General features: G+C 43.7%; 17 protein-coding genes. 4 read left to right on the top strand and 13 right to left on the bottom strand.

Features of this window, described 5'->3' with window-relative positions; genetic code table 11:
• Window positions 1-79 precede the first annotated feature (79 nt).
• Window positions 80-985 (bottom strand): glycerophosphodiester phosphodiesterase family protein, encoded by a 906-nt coding sequence (locus C4F40_RS06680; RefSeq protein ID WP_231389948.1) that lies wholly within the window; start codon window positions 983-985, stop codon window positions 80-82.
• A 328-nt stretch (window positions 986-1,313) separates the two neighbouring features.
• Here C4F40_RS06680 and C4F40_RS06685 point away from each other — a divergent pair, with 328 nt between their 5' ends.
• A complete protein-coding gene (locus tag C4F40_RS06685) occupies window positions 1,314-1,874 on the top strand; it encodes a type 1 glutamine amidotransferase domain-containing protein (RefSeq protein ID WP_196938568.1) in 561 nt (186 codons plus the stop codon).
• Window positions 1,875-1,965: 91 nt separating this feature from the next.
• Here C4F40_RS06685 and C4F40_RS06690 read toward each other — a convergent pair whose 3' ends face one another.
• The 9 genes from C4F40_RS06690 to C4F40_RS06730 all read right to left on the bottom strand — a co-directional run bounded on the left by C4F40_RS06690 (window position 1,966) and on the right by C4F40_RS06730 (window position 15,990).
• A complete protein-coding gene (locus tag C4F40_RS06690; RefSeq protein ID WP_196938569.1) occupies window positions 1,966-3,780 on the bottom strand; it encodes a heparinase II/III domain-containing protein in 1,815 nt (604 codons plus the stop codon).
• A 72-nt stretch (window positions 3,781-3,852) separates the two neighbouring features.
• Window positions 3,853-4,848, bottom strand: a complete 996-nt coding sequence (locus tag C4F40_RS06695) for a DUF4466 family protein (protein WP_196938570.1) — start codon at window positions 4,846-4,848, stop codon at window positions 3,853-3,855.
• A 27-nt stretch (window positions 4,849-4,875) separates the two neighbouring features.
• On the bottom strand, window positions 4,876-5,298 hold the full coding sequence (locus tag C4F40_RS06700) for a hypothetical protein (RefSeq protein WP_231389949.1): 423 nt from the start codon (window positions 5,296-5,298) through the stop codon (window positions 4,876-4,878).
• A gap of 37 nt (window positions 5,299-5,335) precedes the next feature.
• The gene (locus C4F40_RS06705) at window positions 5,336-7,201 is read right to left on the bottom strand and encodes a RagB/SusD family nutrient uptake outer membrane protein (protein WP_196938571.1); all 1,866 of its coding nucleotides are present in this window, start codon (window positions 7,199-7,201) and stop codon (window positions 5,336-5,338) included.
• 11 nt (window positions 7,202-7,212) lie between these two features.
• Complete coding sequence (locus C4F40_RS06710) at window positions 7,213-10,398, bottom strand: SusC/RagA family TonB-linked outer membrane protein (RefSeq protein WP_196938572.1); 3,186 nt, start codon at window positions 10,396-10,398, stop codon at window positions 7,213-7,215.
• Window positions 10,399-10,448: 50 nt separating this feature from the next.
• Complete coding sequence (locus tag C4F40_RS06715; RefSeq protein WP_196938573.1) at window positions 10,449-11,834, bottom strand: alpha-L-fucosidase; 1,386 nt, start codon at window positions 11,832-11,834, stop codon at window positions 10,449-10,451.
• A gap of 2 nt (window positions 11,835-11,836) precedes the next feature.
• Complete coding sequence (locus C4F40_RS06720) at window positions 11,837-13,231, bottom strand: alpha-L-fucosidase (RefSeq protein ID WP_196938574.1); 1,395 nt, start codon at window positions 13,229-13,231, stop codon at window positions 11,837-11,839.
• Window positions 13,232-13,276: 45 nt separating this feature from the next.
• Window positions 13,277-14,482, bottom strand: coding sequence for a YyaL domain-containing protein (locus C4F40_RS06725; RefSeq protein WP_196938575.1), 1,206 nt, complete (start codon window positions 14,480-14,482; stop codon window positions 13,277-13,279).
• A gap of 53 nt (window positions 14,483-14,535) precedes the next feature.
• A complete protein-coding gene (locus C4F40_RS06730) occupies window positions 14,536-15,990 on the bottom strand; it encodes a BNR-4 repeat-containing protein (protein ID WP_196938576.1) in 1,455 nt (484 codons plus the stop codon).
• A gap of 236 nt (window positions 15,991-16,226) precedes the next feature.
• Between C4F40_RS06730 and C4F40_RS06735 the strand changes: the two genes are divergently transcribed.
• The gene (locus C4F40_RS06735) at window positions 16,227-17,132 is read left to right on the top strand and encodes a helix-turn-helix domain-containing protein (protein ID WP_196938577.1); all 906 of its coding nucleotides are present in this window, start codon (window positions 16,227-16,229) and stop codon (window positions 17,130-17,132) included.
• 127 nt (window positions 17,133-17,259) lie between these two features.
• Here C4F40_RS06735 and C4F40_RS06740 read toward each other — a convergent pair whose 3' ends face one another.
• Window positions 17,260-18,396, bottom strand: coding sequence for a metallophosphoesterase family protein (locus C4F40_RS06740; protein ID WP_196938578.1), 1,137 nt, complete (start codon window positions 18,394-18,396; stop codon window positions 17,260-17,262).
• Window positions 18,397-18,557: 161 nt separating this feature from the next.
• Between C4F40_RS06740 and C4F40_RS06745 the strand changes: the two genes are divergently transcribed.
• Window positions 18,558-18,854: a DUF485 domain-containing protein gene (locus C4F40_RS06745; protein ID WP_196938579.1), complete on the top strand. Its 297-nt coding sequence runs from the start codon at window positions 18,558-18,560 to the stop codon at window positions 18,852-18,854.
• A complete protein-coding gene (locus C4F40_RS06750; RefSeq protein ID WP_196938580.1) occupies window positions 18,851-20,776 on the top strand; it encodes a sodium/solute symporter in 1,926 nt (641 codons plus the stop codon). The genes C4F40_RS06745 and C4F40_RS06750 overlap by 4 nt, the downstream gene beginning before the upstream one ends.
• A gap of 280 nt (window positions 20,777-21,056) precedes the next feature.
• On the opposite strand, the gene C4F40_RS06755 is transcribed toward C4F40_RS06750, so the two are convergent.
• Together C4F40_RS06755 and C4F40_RS06760 are read right to left on the bottom strand one after the other, a co-directional pair.
• Window positions 21,057-21,953 (bottom strand): PorP/SprF family type IX secretion system membrane protein, encoded by an 897-nt coding sequence (locus tag C4F40_RS06755; RefSeq protein ID WP_196938581.1) that lies wholly within the window; start codon window positions 21,951-21,953, stop codon window positions 21,057-21,059.
• A 39-nt stretch (window positions 21,954-21,992) separates the two neighbouring features.
• Entirely contained in the window at window positions 21,993-24,968 is a 2,976-nt protein-coding gene (locus C4F40_RS06760; RefSeq protein WP_196938582.1) for an MBG domain-containing protein, read from the bottom strand.
• Window positions 24,969-25,193: the final 225 nt, after the last annotated feature.

A 25,193-nucleotide genomic window follows, 5' to 3' on the forward strand; every position in this document is an offset into this window, starting at 1 on the left:
CGCTCAAATATCTTTATAGATAAATCGAAGGCTAGGGCAAACCTACTTCGTCGGAATATATGTTAACTTAAACTTAAGGCTACTTTATAGCCTGACTGGCTTCGATTGGAAAATCCGATTCCAATATATTAGCACCATCTTCAAATACCATTCTGTACTTCTTACGGCGCTCCTCTTTCGTTGGCAGTTTATCATAAGTCGGTGCCGTAGAAATCATGCACATCACGCCTTTTTCTTTAAAGAAATTATACATCTCCTGGTTGGCAGGTTTTATCTCCGGACCAATATAAACGATCATGCGATTAAATGGTAGACCGGACGAAATAAAATCGTCCAGAGCCCCTTGCGTTTTAATATGCATCGAAAGGTACTGCTCCGGATTACCATCCAAATAAAATCGAGCCTGCTCTGCGTTATGCACCGTAACCCACACCCAAGCATACGCATTGTGTTTACGTATGATCTCGGCCGTCATTTCCATGGGGAGGTTTTTTTTATCAAGGTTCAGTATTGTTTTCCCTTTGGCCCATTCAATCATTTCATCTAAAGTATTAATACCATGCGATGTGATATTTCCCTGATTATCTTTAAGTTTTAGATCCTTCAATTCTTTCCAGGTATAGTCCGATACCTCACCACTGCCTGTTGTCGTCCGCTCTAAGGTAGCGTCGTGTACCACCACGGGCACACCGTCCTTCGTCAAGCGCGGATCGACCTCAAATATCGCCGTCGTATGCTTAAGCACCTCTTCCATTCCGGCAATAGAATTTTCCGGCAGACCGTTCTCTATTGTACCTCTATGACCGCTTATTATTTTCTTATTCTTCCCATATTGAAAATATTCCACCATCTCCTGTACTGTACCAAAGTTCAAGACATGTAATTCTTGTGCCGACGCTCGTGAGATAGAAAAGGCAAAAAGTAATGTTAAAAAGAGAAATCGTCTGTTCATATATTCATCCAAAGATCCAACAAAATTAAGCATCACATTTTAATAAATTAAAACCATTACGTTTATCTAATGTTAACAACATCAATACAGCGTAATCTTGTACAATCCCCCTATAGTTTCACAAAGTCGTTCCCGTTTAAAAAGACAAAAAAAGTTTCATGATCCTCAAGCAAAGCCCCGTAAAAACACCCATTATCACCCCGTAAAATACTTCATAAAAACGGTTTAAAACCCTTAAAATGAATTAAAGGCCAACATAATTTATGCTAACCTGTTTACACCGGTAGATGGCACCGACGCTAAGACCATGGCGTCATCTTTAGTTATCATTAAATTAACGGTCATAAATAAAAACATTAACATGGAAAAGCTACACGAAAAAAGAATTGCAATTTTGACTGAAGATGGTTTTGAAGAAATAGAGTTAACGAGTCCAAAAGAAGCATTGGAAAAAGCAGGTGCGCAGGTAGATATTATTTCGCCTAAGAGCGATGTCGTACGCGCAAAGAAAGGTGATGAATGGACCGGGACTTACGAAGTAGATTATGTGCTGTCGCAAGCAGATACTAGTTTATATGATGGGCTTTTGATTCCCGGAGGTGTTATAAATCCGGATAAGCTGCGTACAAATGAAGAAGCGCTTGAATTCGTACGGTCTTTTTTTCAAGCTGGGAAGCCAGTCGCTGCGATTTGCCACGGACCTCAAGTACTGATCGACGCTGAAGTGATCGAAGGGCGCAAGATTACCTCGGTAGCTGCGATTAAAAATGATTTAATCAATGCGGGTGCCCTTTGGGAAGACAGCGCCGTCGTTACGGACCAAGGACTCGTAACAAGCCGAACACCCGACGATCTTCCCATTTTCAATGCAAAGATCGTAGAAGAATTTGCCGAAGGAAGACACCGAGGACAGCACGTATAGTGCTTCCCACAACATATACCCATATATCCAAGAAATGCTGGTATCGCGTAGGCGATACCAGCATTTTAATTCTACTGGTTATACTAGATAATCAATCTAACGAACAGAAAGGCACTAAGTTCACTACAATATCCCCTTTCTGGCGCGGCGCTACTTCCACTTCAAAAACAACTAGCACCGGTGTGTTCTTCCCGTCGTTGCCTTCAATAGGCTCTATTTTCCACACCACATGACCAGGAACTTCAATTTTCAACAGAAGTTGCTTTCCATCTTTTGTAAGTTCTGCTGTCGTATTATTAATCAGTTTGACAGCTGCATCAGTAACCATAGACCATCGGATTGTATTTTTTTCCGAACCACCGTTATATATATCTTTTACAGATACATACTTCGCATTAACGACAGTTATTTCACGGCTTAAAGCTGCCAGTTTAGGGTAAACAGAAGACAAATCAATCGTTGCTTTCGTCGCATCGGTTGACTCAACAACATCTGTTAACGGCGCATATCCTCCAACATGTTGGAGTTCCCCGTTAACAGTCAATGTATTATGTGCATAATTTGTATATTTAAAGACCCCCCATCGCTCTGAATCCTGATCAAATTTCCAGATATTGATTTTCTTCGCTTCAAGCGCTCGGTAGTCTTCTCGGCCGAAGTCCATCGCCCACCGGACACCATCTGCCTCCATCACGAAGGATCCGACATCCATGTGTCCATGGTTAGTAGCAGGCGAACCACCCTTAAAACCGACATAGATCGCTGTAGAATCCGTCCAAGAAGACCGCATCAGCGCCACCGGCGTTTTCCCGTTACCGGTCCATATCCTATTTTGCGGAGGTTCAATAGATTCGAGATCGATGCCTTTGCTCCAAATCAAAGTCAATGGTAATAGTCGATTATCTTCACGCACATTAGCGCTTAGTTTAATCATATGCTCCCTTTCGATCCACAGTAAAGATGGATTTTCAGTTCTTTTGGCAAACCAGAACATAGCAGGCTGCAACACACCGCCAAGATCAGAGTCCGAAAAATTAAACGAGTCGCCTGTTACCCCCGTCATGTTTTGCATAAAAGCGGGCGTCTCCAAGAAGCCTCGCGCAGCCGACAAATCATAAGGTTCTCCAAACGCACGCTCCAATGCACTAATAAATAAAACATTAAAAGTTGTACCATATCCCCAATACATATATCCCTCCGGATACGCCCCGTCCGGTTCGTAATCTTTCATAGGCAGCTTAATACTTTCCCTTCCTATTTTTATCACATCGCTTGCCAATTGCGGATGATCTTCGTAGATTGCTAGCGCACCAAATAGCATTCCTGCATTACAAACCTGATTCCAATTATGAGTCGCTTTTAGCCACCAGTTATACTGACTGTCCAGTGAAGGTTCCAATCCCTTTCTCAGAATCGCCTGCTTTATTAAGGCTCGATCTTCTTCCGACAATTCGTCATATAGCCAATCGTATCCGATAGCAGCAGCTATGATCATTTCCGCAACATCCAGAAAATGCGAAGGATTCCAATCGCTAAAAGCAGATATTGCACGTAGTTCCTCTTTCGCCCGCGCAACATATTTCTGTTCTGCGGTTAGACGCCAAGCATAGGACAAGTAAAAAATCCGAAGCATCGCTTCACGGGAAGTAGCCAATAGCCGCATGCCGATTTTGTTCCTTGTTACAGGTTTTGTTGTCAAAATTCGATCACATTCCTTTAATATCTCCTGATGGATTTTGCGCTGGTAGCTATCCCTTTGAATGGATGTCCATAGCAACTGCTCTTCGCCCTGTAAAAGGAGTAGCCGAGGGTGTTGAGCTATCGGAGTACCTTCCAGCACTTTCGCATACGCCATAGAGGCAGTAAGTGGTAAAACAAAACATATAAATAAATAGAAATTCTTCATATCATAATTAGTCATAATAACCAGAGCACCCATCGAAGTCTCTGGTTATTAATCTCATGTAAAAAACAGTTATCACAATCTATAACGCTTAATACCAATCACGGCACTTCCGTTTGCATTGATTGAATTCACGTAAATGTAAGCTCTGTATTTCGCATCTGCTGTTTCTACCCATATTCCAGACTGCGCGAGCATATTTATTGCATAATTCGGTGCAGCTCGAAGATCCAACGTCCTAAAATCTTCATCATCCAAATAAACATAGGAATTATTTCCATTTGCATTAGCTCCCAAGTGAATATCCCTTACGTTCCAGGCCTTTTGTATTTTCGTATTTCTATTTACACCCGGTGGCAAAGTAATGTCTGGACGGTAAATAGCATCAGCAGCAGGCGCTACTAATGAATGATTAAAGTTAATGCCTGCTATGGACCTAAATAAGTAAAGTACATCGATTTTCTCCGGTATTGCAGCAGCCTCTATCTCATTGTATACCGTCATATCCTCCACCGATATGTAACATCTATTCCCGTTTGAAACCGGTAGATTGGAAGCTATTTCCATCCTCCTAATGCGATAAGGCCCCATTTCATATGTAGCAGTCTGACCATTACTACTTGTAGCGGTAAAGGTAAATGAAACATCTTTATCCACCGCATCTGGCGTCGGCCTGTAATAATACCTTAATGTGGTTGCTGTTGTATCTACGTTGAACATAACTTCTGTAACAGCACCATTGGTTACAGATGGCGTTGCAACAGGTACGCCGATGTCATTTCCCACAGCGTCTGTATGGTACGATCGGTGTTCCAAATAAGTTTCAGAAGCCCCCGGAATTGAAGCTTCTACTTTTGCAGAGACTAATTTGCCTTCGCTTTTTTGAATGGCCATAGCGTACATGAATTCGATGTCCATTCCAACTAAGCCAGGTCCTACAGACTTTTTAATCACATCATTTTGTAGGCCGCTTTTAGGCACAGGAACGGAGTACCCCTCTTCTTTACACCCTATAACAACAGCCGTTGTACAAAGTATAAACGCGGCTTTATATAACAATTTACAAATCATAATTTCCATTTTTAAAAGCATTATCTATTAAGGTTGTTGCACAGTTACATGCACCGTATAAACTTTCCTTACCTGTCTATTCCCCGATATTACAGTCCACTGCTTCGGATTTTCCAGATCGGAAAAGTCGACAAAGCCAGTAATTTTCGGCTCTAACTTCGCATCCGTAATTAACGAAAATCGGGGCCACAATCTGGTTAGGTCCGTACCGAATTGCACTTGTAAATTTATGGTTTGCGCTACGGTATCCACCGCAGCAGTTCCGACTACTACCGTCTGATGAGTAGGGCTCCACAAGTCAAAACTACCGACATACGCACTGGTTCGGCTTGTGATTAATAACCCATCTTCATCCACCGGAAACTCATCTTTAGCGCATCTCACCGTTACGAGAGCCGTAAGGACAAATAATGTTGCGTAAAGAACTTTATATGTTAAAACTTTCGTCATATTGTTATTTATTTGATTGTTTATAGTTCTCATAATGCTATAAATAAGGTTCATTTTGTCTTATCTGGTTATTACGGTCGATTTCACTTTGTGGTATTTTGAAGATATAACACTGCTCGTAGATTCTTTCACTCTTATTCTGAAAATAAGCGGTAACATTATTTCCCCACGTGTTTGTCGTAAACCTTCCCAGCCCCTCTGGTGGGCCCCAAATTTCTTCTATTTTTCGCCAACGTCTAATATCAAATGCTCTGTGCCCTTCCAGCACCAGTTCCACGATACGCTCTTGTTCGATTGCGTCAAAAAAGGAACTCCTATCTGCATATTTTTCGGGTTTTAATCCAGGTAGATTTCCTCGAGCTCTCACCTTGTCCACCAAAAGAACCGCTTCCGAGGTCGGGCCGAAGGCTTCGTTGGATGCTTCTGCAAACATGAGATAAACATCCGCAAGACGTATCACGGGCCATGTCATGTTACCCTCTTCCCTACCTTGGCCAGGATAATTTCGTACAAATTTCCTAAATAAGTAGCCAGAATTTGTACCCCCGTTATAATCAATAAATCTTACTCCGTTATTAACCCCCTGTTTTCCATGATGGTAAGGAACCAGGGCTGTTGCTGTAAGTCCTTCCAATCGCTGCACTACTTCACCGTTCCACAGGATGGTGGCTTTCATTCTATAATCTCTGCCCAGATAAGTTTGGGGATTAAGCGCCGAGTTAGGTCTAGTAGCTGCATCAGCAGCATACTTAGCATCCTGCGTCCTATCACTTAACTGTTCCATGGGAGGCAGAAAATCACCTGTTGTAGTAGATTGATATCGATCTGCTAGCCAGTAATTTGGCGAAACATTAACCTCAGAACTTTCCGTTTCACGATTTCCGATATCGCGCATTAGTTTATCGCTGACACCCGAGCCAGGCCCTCCATGCGTAAAACCAATAATGGTCTCGTTATTAGCATTAGAAGTCGGCAGAAACAAGTGATAATAATGAGGCAATTTTGCAGCCTTTCCTAAATCGTCAATTTCACCAGGTGCCCCATTCATATACAACACCAATCCATAATCATTGATCACTTTTCTAAAATCAGCAGCGGCATCTTCAAAAGCCTGCTGGGCCTTTCCGGCATCAGGTACAAATGTAACCAGCTCTGGCCAACCATTTTTGTTCCAGCTACCCCAATACAGATTAACTTTACCCCTTAACGCCAGCGCAGCCGCTTTTGTGACTCTTTCTTTTTGGCTTGGAGGGCGCGATGCAGGTAACTTTTCAAACGCATAATCCAGGTCAGCCAATATGTGATTCTTAATTTCTTCAATAGGCGTACGTGCAATCGTGGTCACATCATTATTGCTGACCACTACTTTATCGATATAAGGTACATCACCCCACATCGTAATCAATCTAAAATACACCAAAGCTCGCATTAATCTTGCCTCCCCAATTATACCTTCAAGATTTTCGGTAGCAGCCGGCAGTCGCGGTAACATGTTCGTCACATTATCTATCACATAGTTAGCCCGGTTAACCCCTCCAAATAAAAAGCGAAACATATTATCAAACGATGACCCGTAGCCTTCGGGATAATAATGTCCATTCGTACTCCCTGTCCAATATGCGCCCCCGTTGGAAAGCGTACCTAACGACGAGATGCTGCTCATTTGTCTCACTCGTACATAGTCGCCCTGCCCATCAAAGAAATAATCTTTGTGAAACACGTTCTTAATGTTATTATACATCGCCATTGCTCCACCGACGGCATCTGCCTCAGTTTGCCAATAGGCTTTATTATCAAGCTCTGTAGTAGCTTGCTGGTCCAACAAATCTTTCACACACGAAGATGTAGCGAACAATAAAGAGCCTGTAAAAAAGCAAACCAGAATTTTATTTATCTTTTTCATATTTTTACATCTTATAAATTAACATTTACACCTAAAGAGAATGATTTTAACAACGGATAAACATCGTTCATACTTGCTGTTGACTCCGGATCTATCCCCCTGTATGAGGTAAACGTAAGTAAGTTTTCACCCGAGACGAATATTCTAAAATTATTCATACGCACTCTTTTCAATAAATTTTTAGGTAAACTATAACCCAGTTGTACATTACGTAAACGCAAGTAGGATAGATCATCCAACCAGAAAGTCGTCTGTTCCCGATTACCACCCGAAGTACTGTTTAGTCTTGGCCAAATACCATCCCTATTGTCTACACTCCATGGATTATTCCAATGATCCCAAGACGCAGCATATCTTTCACCTATATTTAAATCGTTGTAGCTACTTAACCAGTATGCTTTTCTACCGGCAGCCCCCTGCAACTGAACACTTAGATCAATACCTTTATAGCTGAAACTTGTATTCAGTGCAAAGTTAGTATGCGGCGTGTTAGTTTGCATTTTAGGATCAGCCTTTCTATCTTCATCAGTAATACGTCCGTCTCCATTTAGATCCAAACGAATAAGGTCACCAGGCACTATACTTTGTGGTGTATTTTCGTATACTTGCTGCCAGTTTTGCGCTATACCAATATCCTCGTAACCATAGACGAAGTTAATCGGCATGCCCACAAACCTGGTTCCTCTTAATAACAGTTGTCCCCATTTATTCAGTTGGTTTCTATTATAAGACGCGTTTAAATTTATACGATACTGAAAATCATTTTTAGTATCACTCCACGTAAAATTCCCTTCAATTCCACGATTGGTCATCTCTCCAATATTATGTCTGGGCGCATTATACATTCCGGAGATCAGCATAGAGATATCCAGTACATCTGCCATATCTGCCGTATTACGCTCATAATAGTCGAACTCCGTTGTTAAGCGGTTATTGAGCATCACGAGATCCAACCCAAAATTCAGGACGTTAACTGTTTCCCAGCTAAACGCTCTGTTAATCATCCGGTTGTTAGAAAACCCGCTATTCGCTGCGCCGCCTAAAATATAATTAAAAGAAGTTAGTACTTCCCGCTGCTCATATAATCCGTTTGTTATTCCGATATTTCCCAAACCACCATAACTTGCTCTTAACTTACCACTAGATACGCCCCATTCCTTTACTTTTGCAAGAAAACTTTCTTCTGTAAATCTCCATCCGACGGAAGCAGAAGGGAAGAATCCCCATTGATTGCCCGCATAAAATCTTGAAGAACCGTCATAGCGGGCATTCAGTTCAAGCAAATATTTATCAAAAGCCGAATAATTTAACCTGGTAATGGCTGAACGAAGGCCTTCTTTTGACGAAGAGCCTGCATTAGTCTGATTTCCAACACCTGCAGCATCCAACTCGGTTAAAGACGGATGTACTCTGTCCAATCTGGCTCCTGCGAGAGAGCGTCTCTTCCAGAACTCTTCGCTATATACTGCAAGCACTCCAATTTCATGATCTTCGGCAATCGTTTTATTATACGATATTCTCCCACTGGACATGGTTTTATAATTATTCTGATTATCATTTGAAATCCCTACATTGGGTCCCAAAATCCATCTACCTGTAGGCGCATTATTTTGAAAATCGTAGCTCTGAATGGGCATATTGGCATTAATGATAAACTGATCACTATAATTCAACGAATAATCTACGCGTGCCTTCAATCCTTCTATAGGCTCCCATTCCAGATGGAGTATACTATTAAGATCCTTTTGGTTTTTTGACGATTTCAAATGATCATACAAAGCGAGCGGATTGGCGACTAGCGTATTTTCGCCATAAGCAGATCTGCCGCCATAGAAACCCGTAAATGGGTCATAAGGTGTTACTCCTGCCACAGCAAAGCGCAAATCATAGGCATTTGTCGCATTTCCTCCCGTAAACCCCTCATTAAAGCCGTACGTGTAATCTGACCAATTTCCAGCGAGCTTAGCGCCGATCGTGATATTTTTACGGATTTTGTAATCGTAATTGATGCGTGCATTATAACGTCTAAAGTCATTACCAATTTGCAAGCCTCTTTCGTCAAGTAGCCCTGCCGATATAAAGAAAGTAGATACGCCATTTCCACCACTGGCGGAAAGATTATAATTCTGCTGTACGGCATCTCTCATCGTTACATCAAACCAGTCGGTATTCGCGTATCGAACAGGATCTATCATGCCCAAAGCCATCCACTGTTCAATAGTTCCGTATCGGTAGGTGGCCGCATTACTTGCTGCACTCATTGCCTGCGCATTACGATGCACCATTAAAGACCGCGGATAATCTGCCATAAAGCCTATACCATTTGTCGGACTCTGTGTGGATAATGTGGAACTAAAGGATATGCTTGGCTGTTTGCCAGCTCCAGACTTTGTAGTTATAAGGATAACACCATTTGCGGCCCGCGAACCGTAGACAGAAGCAGCTGTTGCATCCTTTAAAACCGATACACTTTCGATATCGTGCATATTCAGCCTGTTTATATCCACATCAGGCATACCATCTACCACAATGAATGGTTTGGCTGCATCTGCAGAAAGCGTACCTAAGCCTCTAATCATTAGCGCGGAGCTGTTGTTTCCCGCCATACCGCTCGATTGGTTAACCGCCAAACCCGGCAACAAACCATTTAAAGCGGTCGACACATTCGAGATGGCTCTGCTAGATAATTTTTCGTCGAACGTTACACTTGCCACGGCACCGGTAAGGTTCACCTTCTTCTGTGTACCATATCCTACGACCACTACTTCATCAAGCGTAGCCATATCAGGCTGCAGGCTAACATTCAACACATTTTGGTTGCTCGAAAATGGAATTTCCCGATTTAAAAAACCGAGGTAGGTAAATATCAATATACCGTTCGTCGTCGGGACATCCATTACAAAGTTGCCTTCCACATTCGTCACGGTAGACACAGTTGTTCCCTTTAAATTTATCCCGACACCGCCCAGAGGCTCTCCTATATTATCCAAAACGCGTCCAGTAATACGAGTATCCTGTAATGCCTTGATCGAATTGGAAGTACTGGTATCAAAATTGCGGTTTTTGGTTGCGGAAGCAACAGTAAGCGTCGAAGCAAACTCATTGTTTTCCTGGGCCATGAGTCCACAAGAGTGGAACACAAACCATGCGCCCACACCAAGCTTACCCAACCAAAGTTTAGTTGTTTTATGCATCATATGTTTTTAATTTGGTTTATATTGGATATTATTATTGTTTTCTATCTTCTTTATTCTCTTGAAGATGCTTTATAGAGGCCAAATTCGGCTAGCTGCACCGGTCTTAATGCCCTTTTTACCGTGATCCGAATTTTGTCTGTCGTTGTCAGCGGAATCCGTAGCAATCTTTTGTAACCGATCGTCGTCAAATGGCTCAACTTTATCCAGTCCGCACCGTCCCAATATTCGATTAAAGCTTCTTCACACTTTTGCCCTTCCGCGATATTTTCTTGAAGCGCAATACGGTCAAAACTAACCTTCTTTTTAAGCGACACAACCAAAGGCTCGTTTACCTTTAGTGTTGTAGCCGTGCCGAGCACGTTATCCGAGAGCGCTTTTTGTACAGTCTTCTGCGCGAGGTTCGCTTGGAATGTTTCATCCAGAATAGATCGATATTCGTAGAGATTATCTACATCTTGCTTTGCAAATACACCTTCTTTATTAGGCGGAATATTGAGCAATAACACACTATTTCTACCAACTGAGGTGTAATAAAGGTTCACTAAATTTTGAGCAGAACGCACCTTCTCATCCTCCTCGGCATGATAAAACCATCCCGGTCTGATCGATACGTCGGTCTCCGTCGGCAACCATAACTTCCCGTTCGGGTCGCCCACATTCAAATATTCGGGGGACATCTTACCGGGAGCATTCTCCGGCTTTACATCAATGGTAGACCACATGGTCTCGCCTGCAATCCCCTTCTCATTACCTACCCAGCGTACATCTGGGCCAACATCCGAAAACATGACAGCATTCGGCTGTAATTCACGAACTAAATCCCAATAACCATCAAAATCGTATTCCATATTAACAGCTTTCTTGTCCTTTGCCCCATCAAACCAAACCTCAGCAATTTCACCGTAATTCGTCAATAACTCTTTCAACTGATTTTTATAAAAAGCGTTGTATGCCGGCGTGCCATAACTCGGATGGTTCTGGTCCCACGGAGAAAGGTAAAATCCAAACTGTATGCCGTATTCACGGCAGGCTTGTTCAATTTCTTTAACCATATCGCCCTGCCCATTTTTCCATGGACTATTTTTTATCGAATGTTCTGTAAAAGCGGTTGGCCAAAGGCAGAATCCATCGTGGTGTTTCGCCGTAATTATCGCCATTTTAAAACCTGTTTCCTTCAGTACCTTGATCATCTTACGCGCATCAAAATTTATCGGATTAAAGATAGTGGGGCTTTCCGTGCCATCTCCCCATTCTTTGCCGGTATACGTGTTTACCGTGAAATGAATAAATGCGGTCGTTTCCAGCTTCTGCCATTCCAATTGAATTTTGCTTGGTACCGGCAAATCCTGTGCAAAGATTGGTACATGTATTACACAAAGTAATAAGAGCACATATAGCTGTCTGTTCATCTGTACTGTTATGTTATTTTTATTCATGTTTAACGTTTATTAAAATCCTTTATCTTAAAAACCCAAGCGTGTTCACATGGCATATTAGCCGGGTTTATATCCGGGGGGATGATGCGCAATTTATTTTTTCCCGTTTTGAATTTTACACGTCTATCAGACCCCAGTAGCGTAACATTATCGACCGCGTGTATGCCGTCGATCATAATCTCCTTTTGTGGCCACTGTGTGCAGTGAATGTACAGGTCATTTCCTTTGCATGTGTAATAAACATCGGTATCGTCTTGAGCAGGGCGCTCATGCCACGCTGTCGTCCCGTATATTGCTTCTCCATTTACCGCAAGCCATTTCCCGATAGCCAGCAAGCGTTCTTCCATCACGACGGGAATTAATCCATTAGCATCGGGTCCTATGTTTAGCAACAGATTCCCGCCGTTCCCAACCTTCTCAATCAATAAATCGATCAGTTGCTTTGAAGAATAATAATGCGCGGTAGTTTCAAATTGATTGTACCCATACGAAGTTCCTATACCACGACTTTCTTCCCAGGGGTGTTCTATCCTGCCCGTCGTTAAAGTGTCTCCAATTAAATTGTATTCCGTCGTATAATATCCGCCATGCTTGCTTCTTGTTTCTTTACCCCATCTATCATTTACCACAACGGTATTTTTCACTGGAGATTCATTGTAAAGCCAAGTCAAGAATGTCGTGCTCTTTAACTTGTCACTCGTATAATCCCATTCTCCGTCCGCAAAAATAATTTCCGGCTCGTATTTAGTTACCAGATCTTTCATTTGTGGTATCATATGTTGCGTAGTCCACTCTTCCATATTGCCGGAGGTATAAAGCGGATTATTCCATTCCAATAACGAATAATAGAGACCAAATCTCAAGCCAGTGCGGCGTACAGATATAGATAGATCGTTAATAATATCCCGTTTAGGTCCGACATCCACACTGTTCCACCCTTTGCTCTGCGCGCTGGGCCATAAGCAATAGCCATCGTGATGTTTTGACGTCAACACCACATAGCCTGCGCCAGACTTCTTAAACAGATCAGCCCATTTATCCGGATCAAAAAACGCTGCTTTAAATATGGGTGCAAAATCAGCATAGGTGGAATTTGGTCCATAATTCCGTTTATGGTAATCCGTGAAGGATTTATTCTTATCGATAAGCCGCATCAAATAATGCTCAGCATATTTTTCGTAAACGCCCTCTACCTCATCTACCGGCGCATAAGCAGGCACAGAATAAAGGCCCCAGTGCACAAATATTCCAAATTTAGCATCCGACCACCATTCTGGTACCGGTCTCGCGTCCAATGATTGCCATGAATTTTCAAACTTTTGAGCAATCCCAGTCGGGATAGACAGCACGAATAAAAGCGGTTGTAAACAAGTTATAATATAAGTTCTAATCTTCATATAATTGGTATTTAGCGGGTAACAACTACCCTTTGGGAAAACACGTTATTTAATCAGATCTTTATACCGTAGCAACGCTTCCACATAATAATAATCTGCGTACGTTAATGGTACATCCACTTCGCTGTTGTGCGGTATCGATCCCACACTATGTTTCAGTAAATACCCCCCGTTGGTACCGTATTCGGCGGTATACTTCGCGGTTGATAGGTTATACAGTATGGTTTCGGCCGTTTTCAGATAATAATTAGAAAGCTTCCCTTTTACCATCGTACTCATTTCCAAAAGTGCCGAAGCCGTCAGCGACGCGGTAGATACATCTCGGTAATGACGATATTTTGCATATTTACTATCTTCAGGCAGGTTGGGCGCATCAAAATCCCAATAAGCAATCAAGTCGTCCGGCATATTAGGATGCTCCAGCATATACTTTGCAATTTTCTTAGCAAAAGAAAGGTATTTCTTATTTTTTGTATCTCGGTACATCATAGTATATCCATAAAGACCCCAAGCCTGGCCTCTTGCCCATGCCGATTCATCAAAAGCTCCTTGATTTGTCTTTTTCTTTACAATCCCACCGGTTTTAGGATTATAATCCACTACATGGTAACAACTGTAGTCCTTGCGGTAATGATTTTTCATCGTCGTATTCGCATGCGTAACTGAAATATCATAAAATCGACGATCACCGCTCAGACGGCTTGCACTATTAAGGAATTCCAAGTTCATCATATTGTCGATGATTACTGGAAAGTTATCAAAATCCCACGATCGTATCGCTTTCGTAACCGGACTATACCGCGTTGCTAACGATTCGGCACCCGTCAAAAGGATCTCCCTGTAAGCAGCTGTATCGCCAGTGATACGCATGGCATTTCCGAAACTGCAATACAACATAAATCCGAGGTCATGGGTTGTGGTATTCAACTTCTCCTTTTCTAACAGCTTCAGTTTTTGCTTAGCTAATTCCAGTAATTCCGTATCACCAGAATGTTCGTATAGATAAAGCAGTGTACCTGGATAAAATCCCGACGTCCACCAACCTGTCTCGGAATCAAAATTCTTACCTTTATCGTACGTCTTCGGTAACATACCCTCCGTAGACTGCTTAGCAAGCACTTTGATCTGTTTAACAGCATCGTCCAAATTTTTATTCACCAGGTTTGCGTTTAACTTGTCCTGAGCACTCACGTTAGATAAACAACCCGCGGCACATATCAGCATTGCAAATGCGCATATTGATCGGTTCATATTTGTTATAGTTATCATTGTTATTTTATAAAAGTTCACAGCTTTATATACCGCTATTTTACTTTTTCCGGAACAAAAAAATCCGTTGTCGCATGACGTGGGAGTTTAAAGACCTCCCCCTTTTTATTGGTAAAATAAATATTAGATTCGGAAGGTTTTCGGCCGTCGCCATCTGCCCAGATTCCGTAAAAGTCTTTTGTTGCCCTATTCGGTTTACGTACATAGGAGTGATTTCGTTCACTATTTTTAGTCAGTTGCTTTTCTTTTCGCCAGCTTTGCCCCTCATCTTTACTTACCCATGCAACAAGTTCCCCACCCGGATTATAGGCTTGCGGCCCCGTTTCTGTCGGGCCAATAATCCGTATCCTGCCTCTACCCTCCGCATATATCGAACCCATGTCATAATTACTGTCCGAGGAAGTAATCACCGTACCATTCCATTTTTTTGAGCGCTTATCGACATGGAAGAAATGCCAATCCCGCGGGCCATTTTGCGGCCCAGGCTGCGGACCTTTACTAGAAACCGTTAAAATCAATGGATCACCATTCTCGTCGAGATTGATATCAAGCAGGTAGTTATTTAATTTATCTGGGGTAAAATCTTTTACCAGCGCTATATTATTCCTGGTGGTAAGCGGCAATTCCACCTGCTGCTTGTCCATTGTCTGCCAAGATTTTCCCCAATCCGATGTTTCAAGGTAATATAAATTCGTTCTGTAATCCAATCCTTTACCGTCCGGATGAAAATCAAAAGCAACACCTATTTTACCGTTCGACATCGCACTTACCTGGTAATGTCCACCTTCGATATTACCCAGCACCTTCCATTCGTCCCAATGTTGCCCGTCTTTGCTTGTGTTATAACCAATTACCCTTCTATGTTTAGCATCGTACCTTGAAAAAAGAGCGAGAAAACCTCTATCATTATCGTAGTAAATCTGAAAATAGGAGAAATTAGTAAAAGGCGTCTTCTTGCCATTGATCATTTCTGTTGCCTCAATACGTTCAAATTCATTAATATCATAAGGTTTCTTTGATTTTGAAATATAGGATGTCCTTTCCACCCCGTGGGATGTTGAAAATATCCATATATATCCCGCTGCATCAATAGAGATCACGGGGTTATCGTGCGCATCGACCGTTCCTTTATCCAAAACAATCGTCGGATTAGCCACTTTCTTGGTGCGGTGGTCGTAATAGGAAACACTGTGTAGCAGCGTACTATTGCTTTCGTCCGTACCGCCATAGCAAAAAAATGTTTTTTTTACCTTGTCCGCATAGATGGCAAATGGCCTATGGTTAGCAGGATAGGTGCCTAATCCGCCACTATATTTATATGCATATTCGTTGCCCGTGGGTTGGATCATATACCATATGCCTCGAAATCCGTCTGCTTTGGTATTAAGCAGCTCTTTTACTTTAGTAGCCGGTTGCTGCGCGGCGACTGTGAAACTAAAGAATAGCAATATAGGTAAAAACAAACATGATGCCGTAGAGGATTCTTTCATAATATTGAAGTCGTTATATCTTATTATATTTAATTTGCAGCTTATATTCTAAAAAACAGATTTCAAGACCTTAGCTTGGTCATCTCATTTTCTTTTGCTATCTTATGAAAGAAATTAGTTTTTTAATGCTTTATAATTGTATTTTTCTGTTTAAAATTGTTGACATAAAGTACCTAAACAAAATCTATTAATACTATATCTCAATTCAACCAATACATGTACAAAATAAACATCCCATGATCAGAAGAGTCCCCCAAGAAATAAAAATTGATCCCTCTGCGATTAGACAGAAGTTTAGAGAAATAAATATAAAATTGCTTTGTTGTAGATACTGGATTGTCGAAGAGTGGGAATGTTTTGATCTTTCCGTGCCTTTTTGGCGAATTTATTATAACAGTATTGAAGGCGCTAGGGTTTCATACAATAATAAAGTTACGCGGTTAAACAAAGACGTTGTGGTAATTATTCCCCCAAATACCTCCTTTTCCACACATTTAGATCTAACAAACGTTCAGCATAATAGTGAAAGTATCGCCGGAAGACAATTCACGCAAGGCGATAATCTCCTACAGATTAGGAAAACCAACAAAGTCGATCACCTCTTTATTCATTTTTCGCTGGGATTCCCATTAGATTATACAAATGCGGGAGTTTATTCTTTGCCCGTAACAGATCAGAAGTTAATATTGATAAGTGATATTCAGCAAGCCTGTATACAAGGCGAAGAATTCAGCTTTTTCGATTGCATGAAAGTCAACATGCTTGTCAATTCCTGCTTGTTACAGTTGAACAATTTCCTTACCGATTTCAAAACGATGGATCAACGCATTTTCACGGCGATGAATTACATAGACGGTAACTGTAACAAGATAATAACTAATAACGAACTTGCGAACATGGTTAATATGGCTCCAAACTCGTTTGCACGGTTATTTAAAAATACAACGGGAACGACCATTCAGCAATATATCGTAAAAAAGAGAATTGAAAATGCACTTAACTTTATGCATCATAGCGATAAAAACCTAGACGAAATTGCACACGAATGTGGTTTTTCCGATCGATTCCATTTTTCTAAATCTTTCAAGAAAAACGTAAATATGAGCCCTTCCTACTATAAAAAAAACCTCACGCTATTCTAGATCGAGGACATGATCAAAAGAACAAAGTATACCGTTTCCAAACACTCCACTCCACTCGGACGCAATACCTCCACAGTGAACGCCGGTATTTCAGGCAAACTTTAGGATAGCGTTTCGGTTGTCGCGACTACAAACGCGATAACCGAAACTCAAAACGTTCATACAGCTCAGGCTCCACCTTTTTCTTCCCTATCGCATCCTGCGGGATCGTATAGTATTCACCAGATAGGATCAAGCCCGCTGGGGTTTTCTCCACGGCCATCTTCAAGAAGCCATACTGATCCTCACAAAAGGCTTCCAATTTCACCTCTCCGTTTTCTACAGGTAACTTTTCAAACCAAGGGTCGTTTATCTCTGCCACACTATGTAGAATCGAATAGCCACCCGCTCCTGCCACAACAAAAGGAACAGTAGCTCCATCCGCATATATTCTAGAGAAGCGTTGGTAATTGTGCACATGCCCACTTACCACCAAATCCGGCTTGATATCCGCCGCAATGAAAGCCTCTTCCAAGAAATCAATCATGGGTTTACTCGAACCATGGTTTGTATCCGCCGAAAAAGGTGCATGATGTATACATACGATAACAGCTTGCTCCGCGGCGTGTTGTTTCGCATAGCGAAGTTCTTCTACAAACCATTCCCGTTGCTCTTCACCAATCCATCCGTGTTTGGGTATGTTGCTATATAATCCGATAAATCGCGCCAACGGTGTCTCCAGTGTCCAGTAGACATTGGGTTGCATCATACTCTGTCTTTTACTGCCCTGTCCAAATTCAATGGTCCGTCGCTCCGCTCCGCAAAAAACTTCCATAAATGGCTCCAGACTTTTGTAGGGTACAGGGCTTTCTGGGTTTACGTCGCCATCGTGGTTACCGGGGATGGCAAATATTGGTGCTTCATAGTTTTCATAGGGCTGCAAAAACTGCTTCGGATAAGCACTGGCTTCGCCGTGATTGTAGACAATATCTCCCAAATGGTATAGAAATGCAGGCGACTTATTCTCGGTCAAAATTCTATTACTTTGATCATTTAGCGTATTCGCAACCAAAGACTGAAAGTCGGAATGGCGCAAACTGCCCGTATCGCCTAGCATATGGAAACTCATCTTTTCATGCAAAAGCTCCGTTTCTTTCCCGAGGACCGCTGCTATATCCAAGCGGTAAGGGTGAGGCCAGCGAGGTTGAGGTAAGGGCCTGAATACTGGCGTGTCTGTGGGTAAATTTTTAATTTGTACTGCTGTATCGTATTTATGATCCATCATGTCTCAAATTTACTAAATTAACTATGAAGGCAGAAAAAATTTGCTTTTATATCTAATTATAGACGAATTTATTCCATTTTTGGTTATTATTGCAAAAGGATCTAGCGTATAGGTTAATATGCTACAGATTCCAACTGTATAAACCTTTCCAAACATTTGTTATGCACATTAATAATACACACGAAGAAAAAGAAAGCCTTACTAGACGAAAGTCTGCCTTGGGTATACGCTTATTTTTTATTTACCTGTTCTGCTATGCAGGTTTCGTCACGATCGGCGTATTCCAGTACGAGCTACTATCTATTCCGGTACTCGGCGGGCTCAATTTAGCTTTAGCGTATGGAATAGGTTTAATCCTATTTGCTGTCATTCTAGGAATTGTATACAATTACTACTGCAGTAAGTACGAAGATGAGGTTACGCAAGCTGAAGAAACTGAAAAGGGAGGAACGGCATGATTTACGATATCTCATACACTGCCTTATCATTCTTCTGCATCTTTGTCGGATTAGTTATTGGGCTTTCCTTCTACTTCGGGAGAAAGACCAGTTCATCCTCTTCCTATTACGCCGCTGGCGGTAATATCCATTGGGCCGTCAATGGGATCGCCTTTGCAGGCGATTATCTATCGGCAGCATCTTTTCTCGGTATATGCGGTATGATTGCCGTATCAGGCTTCGATGGCTTTCTGTATGCCATTGGTTTTCTTGCCGGTTGGATTGTCGCCCTGTTCCTCATTGCCGAACCATTCAAGCGCTTGGGGAAATTCACCTTTACCGACGCGCTAAATGCAAAATTTAATTCCAGAGCAATCACCTTGTCTGCATCGGTCAGCACACTAATCATATCCATATTCTATCTTATCCCGCAAATGGTGGGTGCAGGCGACTTGGTTATGCCTCTCCTCGGGTTGCCCCATTGGGCGGGCGTAATACTCGTTGGCGCGATCGTTATCTTTATCGTTGCCAGTGCTGGCATGGCTTCCACAACCTATGTCCAGTTTTTAAAAGGTGGATTGCTTATTATCCTCTCGGTAGTGCTCACCTTTTTCATCTTAAAAAACGGACTGACGCTAACCCCCGATTTTAAAGGAGAAGAATACCATAGTTTTATGGAATTGACACCTCAAGTGGACGATGGCAAGGTAGTGGATGTATCTGGCTGGAGTGTTGTTACCCAACAGACCCTCGGCGAAAAGACCTTTATAAAACTTTCACAAAATGGAGTTGAAAGATGGTTTGATTTCACACAGGACAACAACAACAGGCCGTTACTAAAAGAAACCCTCACCGTTACGCAATTGGCAGATGGGCAACAGCTGTACAATGGAGAGGCTCGAGAAAAACGTCGGTTTTACCAAGTAGGCCATATGAGCAAAATTGTTGTTAATGGCCAAGAAGTGGATAAAACAGGACCACTTGGTCCTTTCGAATTCCTGTCCACGCTGCAAGAAAGCGAAATCGTTCGATTCCGTCAGGTCAAGTTTACAGACGGAGCCGATCAGGTATCGCTATATTATCCACAGCCTACCGCAGGAGAAACATTTATGCTTCCCGGACTCAAATATAAAATCGGTAGCGATGCAAATTTGTGGAGCAAATTGGATTTTATTTCGCTGATGCTGGCCTTGTTCTTGGGTACTGCTGCTTTACCACACATCCTGATTCGTTATTACACCGTCAAAACTCCCCGCGATGCACGTAAGTCTACTATTTTAGCGATTGCGGCGATTGGTGGCTTTTACATCCTCACGCTGTTTATGGGACTCGGCGCTGCCGTAAATGGGGTTCTTGATCTGGAATCAAGCAATATGTCCGCTCCGCTATTGGCGCGAGCATTCGGTGCCGCCTTATTTTCCATCATATCCGCGGTAGCTTTTGCAACCGTACTCGGTACCGTAGCGGGTTTGATTGTAGCGTCCTCTGGGGCGATAGCACATGATTTTATCGACATCTATCTCAAGCGAAACCTAAGCGATACGAAAAAGGTGAAGGTTGGAAAGATTGCAGCCTTCGCTGTAGGTATTTTTGCGATTCTTTTGGGAATGGCGTTTAAGGGAATAAATGTTTCGTTCTTGGTAGGTTGGGCATTTGCAATCGCAGCATCGGCGAATTTGCCGGCTATCCTGTTTTTACTTTTTTGGAAAAAAACTTCCGAAACCGGAATAGCGGCCTCTATCATCGTGGGGATAGTAGCTTCTTTAACCATTATTCTTACCTCTCCAACCATGTGGGATCGATACGGACTAGACCCCACGCATGCCATACATCAATTGGAAAATCCAGCCCTGATCTCGTTTCCACTTGCTGTCTTGACGGTCTACGTATTTTCTATTTTGTATCCAAAACGACAAAAAGACACTAGCGTGATAGCTAGTTAAGTTAATAGGGGTCTCTAGTGTCTTTCCAAGACACTAGAGACCCCTATTCAAATACAGGGAATCCAGTTTATTGAACTTTCAATACATTGGATTCCCTTTCAACGTTGATGTCTATCAATTTAATGCAATATTCCTTTTGCGCTGATCTTTACCTCGGCTATAGCAAAGCATTGTACTTGTTTCCGCGTCCAACGGAATGTCCATGCTATGTGTTAGGCTTTACCTTCTTATCTCCCGTTTGCTGGCCTACCGACTGTTCATGCAGCTGCTTTTCGTACGACTACAACAGTCCGATACCGCCGACACGGTAGCGCAGTCCGACTTCATGCGTATTATTGGAGATACGCTGGTTAAGCGTACCAGTGCCGGGACTGAACTGATAACTGTAGCCTATGCCGAAATTACCAAAGTTCAGCTGCAGCAGCGCCGAAAGGTCACCCTGGTTCTGCACTCCCAGTCCCAGTCCTAATTTTCGGGCCATAAAAAACAACGCGCTTACATCATACCTTGGTGTCTGCTCGTCCATATGGCTCACCAAAAACGAAGGCCTGATATGGAACATATCGTCTAAGCGAAACAGCGCGCCACCGGTGATATAGTATACATTACCAAACTCATACTCCCGGTCCTCACGTCGGTTAAGGGAAAAACGGGGCATCGAGACACCTACATAGTACCGATCCTTACTGTAATAGGAAGTACTGATGCTCAAAATGCCCGCCGTCTCCTGGATATTGTCGCGGAACGAGGGATCGGTGCCGTCCAGGCTGTTATAATTACCTTGGAAATACAGCAGGCCCCCGCCCATCGACAGACTCAGGTATTCGTTTTCAGACAAACGTACCGACTTGGCAAAATAGGCACTAAATTCGCTTTCTTTGACAACACCCAGTGCTGCATGCTTGATATCAAAGCCAACAGCGGCACCAATACGCTGGAGACCGATATTACCAGTAGCCCATAACGACTTTGGCGCACCGTCTACACCCAGCCATTGGCTGCGCCCCAGTACGGAGACGCTCCCCTGTTCGTCCATTGTGCTCAGCGAGGAGTTAAAACTGTTACGCAACTGTCCAAACTGGTTGTAGCTCACGCCATGCTGGGCCCGGATAACGCCGGGTAGCAGCAGCACGAGCAGCAAAAGAACAGCAACTGTATTCATATGTGATATTTTCATGATATTCGATCTTTTCATCTTTAAACCTATTTCCTACTGTTAGTTGCCCGCGCTACGTTTAACCACAAAGAAGCCCTTTTCCCGTTTCCATGTGTTACCGTCCTTCACATCAAGGTAATAATAATACGTTCCATCAATGACATACTGTCCCGTAAATGACCTGTCTCGGTTGTTGTAACCTTCGATCTCGTCCAGCACACGGCCCGACTTGTCGAAGACCGTAACCCTATTTTCCGGATAGTCCCCTATCCCCTCGATCATCAGGAACTCATTGATACCATCGCCGTTCGGTGATACGGCCTTATGGACCAGGATCGGAAGCGCAGCATCTTCGGCGTTGGCAATACGGATTTCAAGCACCACCGTCTCTGCCGCCAGGTAGTTCGAATTGCCTGCCTGCGTTGCCGTCACACGCACTGTTCCCAGACGATGTACCGTTAAGTCCGTACCCGAGACCGTAGCGATGAAGGCATCATCTACCGATAGGTTTACCGGCAGATCGCTGCTGGCATACACATCCAGGGCAATTGTCCCGGCATCACGCGATAATACTCCCGGAGAATTGAAGGTAATAGTTTGCTCGGCCTTATTGATCGTAAGGGACGCATTCAAAATCAAGTCGTTATAATTAATACCGCCATCGATATTCGCTGTAATGCCATACGTACCGGCGTTGATCTGTGCATTGTTGACATAATTTACCGTCGTTCCAGCCGGAAGTGTACCACTGATCGCGAGCGACTTGGCCGTGCCGTCGTAGACAAAGCTTCCATCTTCGAACGTGATGCCCGTAATCGTAGCCGGTGTGATTGCCAGATCAGCTGTCAATACCAGTTCCGTATAATTGCTTCCCGATATCGTAGCCGTTACCACCTGTGTTCCCACATCCGTGCGAATGTTATTTGTATAGACTACAGCAGTTCCGTTTGGCAGTGTACCTGTGACCGCAAGCGATTTCGGCGTGCCGTCATAGACAAAGCTTCCATCTTCAAATGTAACGCCCGTAATCGTAGCCGGTGTGATTGTCAGATCAGCGGTCAGTACCAGTTCCGTGTAATTGCTTCCCGATATCGTAGCCGTTACCACCTGTGTTCCCACATCCGTGCGGCTGTTAGCCGTGTACACAACGCTCGTTCCAGTAGGCAGTGCACCTGTAATCGCGAGCGACTTGGCCGTGCCGTCGTAGACAAAGCTTCCATCTTCAAATGTAACGCCCGTAATCGTAGCCGGTGTGATTGTCAGATCAGCGGTCAGCACCAGTTCCGTATAGTTGCTTCCCGATATCGTCGCTGTTACCACCTGTATTCCCACATCCGTACGGCTGTTAGCCGTGTAGGCTACAGCAGTTCCGTTTGGCAGTGTACCTGTGACCGCAAGCGATTTCGCCGTGCCGTCGTACACAAAGCTTCCGTCTCCGAACGTGATGCCCGTAATCGTAGCAGGTGTGATTGTCAGGTCAGCTGTCAATACCAGTGTATTGTAGTTCGATCCTGTAATTGTTGCTGTCACTTCCTGCGTTCCCACATCCGTACGGCTGTTAGCCGTGTAGGCTACAGCAGTTCCGTTTGGCAGTGTACCACTGACCGCAGGCGATTTCGGCGTGCCGTCATAGACAAAGCTTCCGTCAACGAAGGTAATGCCACTAATCGTCGCAGGTGTGATTGCCAGATCAGCTGTCAATACCAGTTCCGTGTAATTGCTTCCGGATATCGTCGCTGTTACCACCTGTGTTCCCACATCCGTAAGGCTGTTATTGGTATAGGCTACAGCAGTTCCTGTTGGCAGTGTACCTGTAATCGCGAGCGACTTAGCCGTGCCGTCGTAGACAAAGCTGCCGTCACCGAACGTGATGTCCGTGACCGTCGCCGGTGTGATCGCCAGATCAGCTGTCAGTACCAGTTCGGTATAGTTGCTTCCCGATATCGTCGCTGTAACCTCCTGCATCCCTACATCCGTTCTGCTGTTATTTGTATAGGCTACAGCAGTTCCGTTTGGCAGTGTACCTGTGATCGCAAGCGATTTCGCCGTGCCGTCGTACACAAAGCTTCCGTCATCGAACGTGATGCCCGTAATCGTAGCAGGTGTGATTTCCAGATCGGCTGTCAATACCAGTTCCGTATAATTGCTTCCCGATATCGTAGCCGTTACCACCTGTGTTCCCACGTCCGTGCGGATGTTGTTCGTATAGACGACAGCAGTTCCGTTTGGCAGTGTACCACTGATCGCGAGCGACTTCACTGTACCGTCGTAGACAAAGCTTCCATCTTCGAACGTGATGCCCGTAATCGTAGCCGGTGTGATTGTCAGATCAGCGGTCAGTACCAGTTCGGTATAATTGCTTCCCGATATCGTAGCCGTCGCTTGCTGTGTTCCCACATCCGTACGGCTGTTGTTCGTATAGACAACAGCAGTTCCGTTTGGCAGTGTACCTGTGATCGCGAGCGATTTCGCCGTGCCGTCGTACACAAAGCTTCCGTCTCCGAACGTGATGCCCGTAATCGTAGCAGGTGTGATTGTCAGGTCAGCGGTCAATACCAGTGTATTGTAGTTCGAACCTGTAATTGTTGCTGTCACTTCCTGCGTTCCCACATCCGTGCGGCTGTTGTTCGTATAGGCTACAGCAGTTCCGTTTGGCAGTGTACCTGTGACCGCAAGCGATTTCGCCGTGCCGTCGTACACAAAGCTTCCGTCTCCGAACGTGATGCCCGTAATCGTAGCAGGTGTGATTGTCAGATCAGCGGTCAGTACCAGCTCGGTATAATTGCTTCCCGATATCGTAGCCGTTACCACCTGCGTTCCCACGTCCGTGCGGCTGTTGTTCGTATAGACAACAGCAGTTCCAGTTGGCAGTGTACCACTGATCGCAAGCGATTTCGCCGTGCCGTCGTACACAAAGCTTCCGTCTCCGAACGTGATGCCCGTAATCGTCGCCGGTGTGATTGTCAGGTCAGCGGTCAATACCAGTGTATTGTAGTTCGAACCTGTAATTGTTGCTGTCACTTCCTGCGTTCCCACATCCGTACGGCTGTTATCCGTGTAGGCTACAGCAGTTCCGGTTGGCAGTGTACCACTGACCGCAGGCGATTTCGGCGTGCCGTCATAGACAAAGCCTCAGTCCACGAAGGTACCGCACCTAACCGTCTCAGGTTTGATTGCCAGTTCCGCTGTCAATACCAGTTCCGTTTAATTGCTTCCCTGTAACAGCTCTTTTACTCCCTGTCTTCCATCATACCTAACCGT

Origin of the sequence: Sphingobacterium pedocola (assembly GCF_015209965.1) — a bacterium.
Taxonomy (GTDB): domain Bacteria; phylum Bacteroidota; class Bacteroidia; order Sphingobacteriales; family Sphingobacteriaceae; genus Sphingobacterium; species Sphingobacterium pedocola.

Excerpts from the sequence above, each read along its gene's own strand:
- C4F40_RS06680 (WP_231389948.1), bottom strand. The coding sequence starts at position 985 with ATGCTTAATTTTGTTGGATCTTTGGATGAATATATGAACAGACGATTT.
- C4F40_RS06685 (WP_196938568.1), top strand. The coding sequence starts at position 1,314 with ATGGAAAAGCTACACGAAAAAAGAATTGCAATTTTGACTGAAGATGGT.
- C4F40_RS06690 (WP_196938569.1), bottom strand. The coding sequence starts at position 3,780 with ATGAAGAATTTCTATTTATTTATATGTTTTGTTTTACCACTTACTGCC.
- C4F40_RS06695 (WP_196938570.1), bottom strand. The coding sequence starts at position 4,848 with ATGATTTGTAAATTGTTATATAAAGCCGCGTTTATACTTTGTACAACG.
- C4F40_RS06700 (WP_231389949.1), bottom strand. The coding sequence starts at position 5,298 with ATGACGAAAGTTTTAACATATAAAGTTCTTTACGCAACATTATTTGTC.
- C4F40_RS06705 (WP_196938571.1), bottom strand. The coding sequence starts at position 7,201 with ATGAAAAAGATAAATAAAATTCTGGTTTGCTTTTTTACAGGCTCTTTA.
- C4F40_RS06710 (WP_196938572.1), bottom strand. The coding sequence starts at position 10,398 with ATGATGCATAAAACAACTAAACTTTGGTTGGGTAAGCTTGGTGTGGGC.
- C4F40_RS06715 (WP_196938573.1), bottom strand. The coding sequence starts at position 11,834 with ATGAATAAAAATAACATAACAGTACAGATGAACAGACAGCTATATGTG.
- C4F40_RS06720 (WP_196938574.1), bottom strand. The coding sequence starts at position 13,231 with ATGAAGATTAGAACTTATATTATAACTTGTTTACAACCGCTTTTATTC.
- C4F40_RS06725 (WP_196938575.1), bottom strand. The coding sequence starts at position 14,482 with ATGAACCGATCAATATGCGCATTTGCAATGCTGATATGTGCCGCGGGT.
- C4F40_RS06730 (WP_196938576.1), bottom strand. The coding sequence starts at position 15,990 with ATGAAAGAATCCTCTACGGCATCATGTTTGTTTTTACCTATATTGCTA.
- C4F40_RS06735 (WP_196938577.1), top strand. The coding sequence starts at position 16,227 with ATGATCAGAAGAGTCCCCCAAGAAATAAAAATTGATCCCTCTGCGATT.
- C4F40_RS06740 (WP_196938578.1), bottom strand. The coding sequence starts at position 18,396 with ATGATGGATCATAAATACGATACAGCAGTACAAATTAAAAATTTACCC.
- C4F40_RS06745 (WP_196938579.1), top strand. The coding sequence starts at position 18,558 with ATGCACATTAATAATACACACGAAGAAAAAGAAAGCCTTACTAGACGA.
- C4F40_RS06750 (WP_196938580.1), top strand. The coding sequence starts at position 18,851 with ATGATTTACGATATCTCATACACTGCCTTATCATTCTTCTGCATCTTT.
- C4F40_RS06755 (WP_196938581.1), bottom strand. The coding sequence starts at position 21,953 with ATGAAAATATCACATATGAATACAGTTGCTGTTCTTTTGCTGCTCGTG.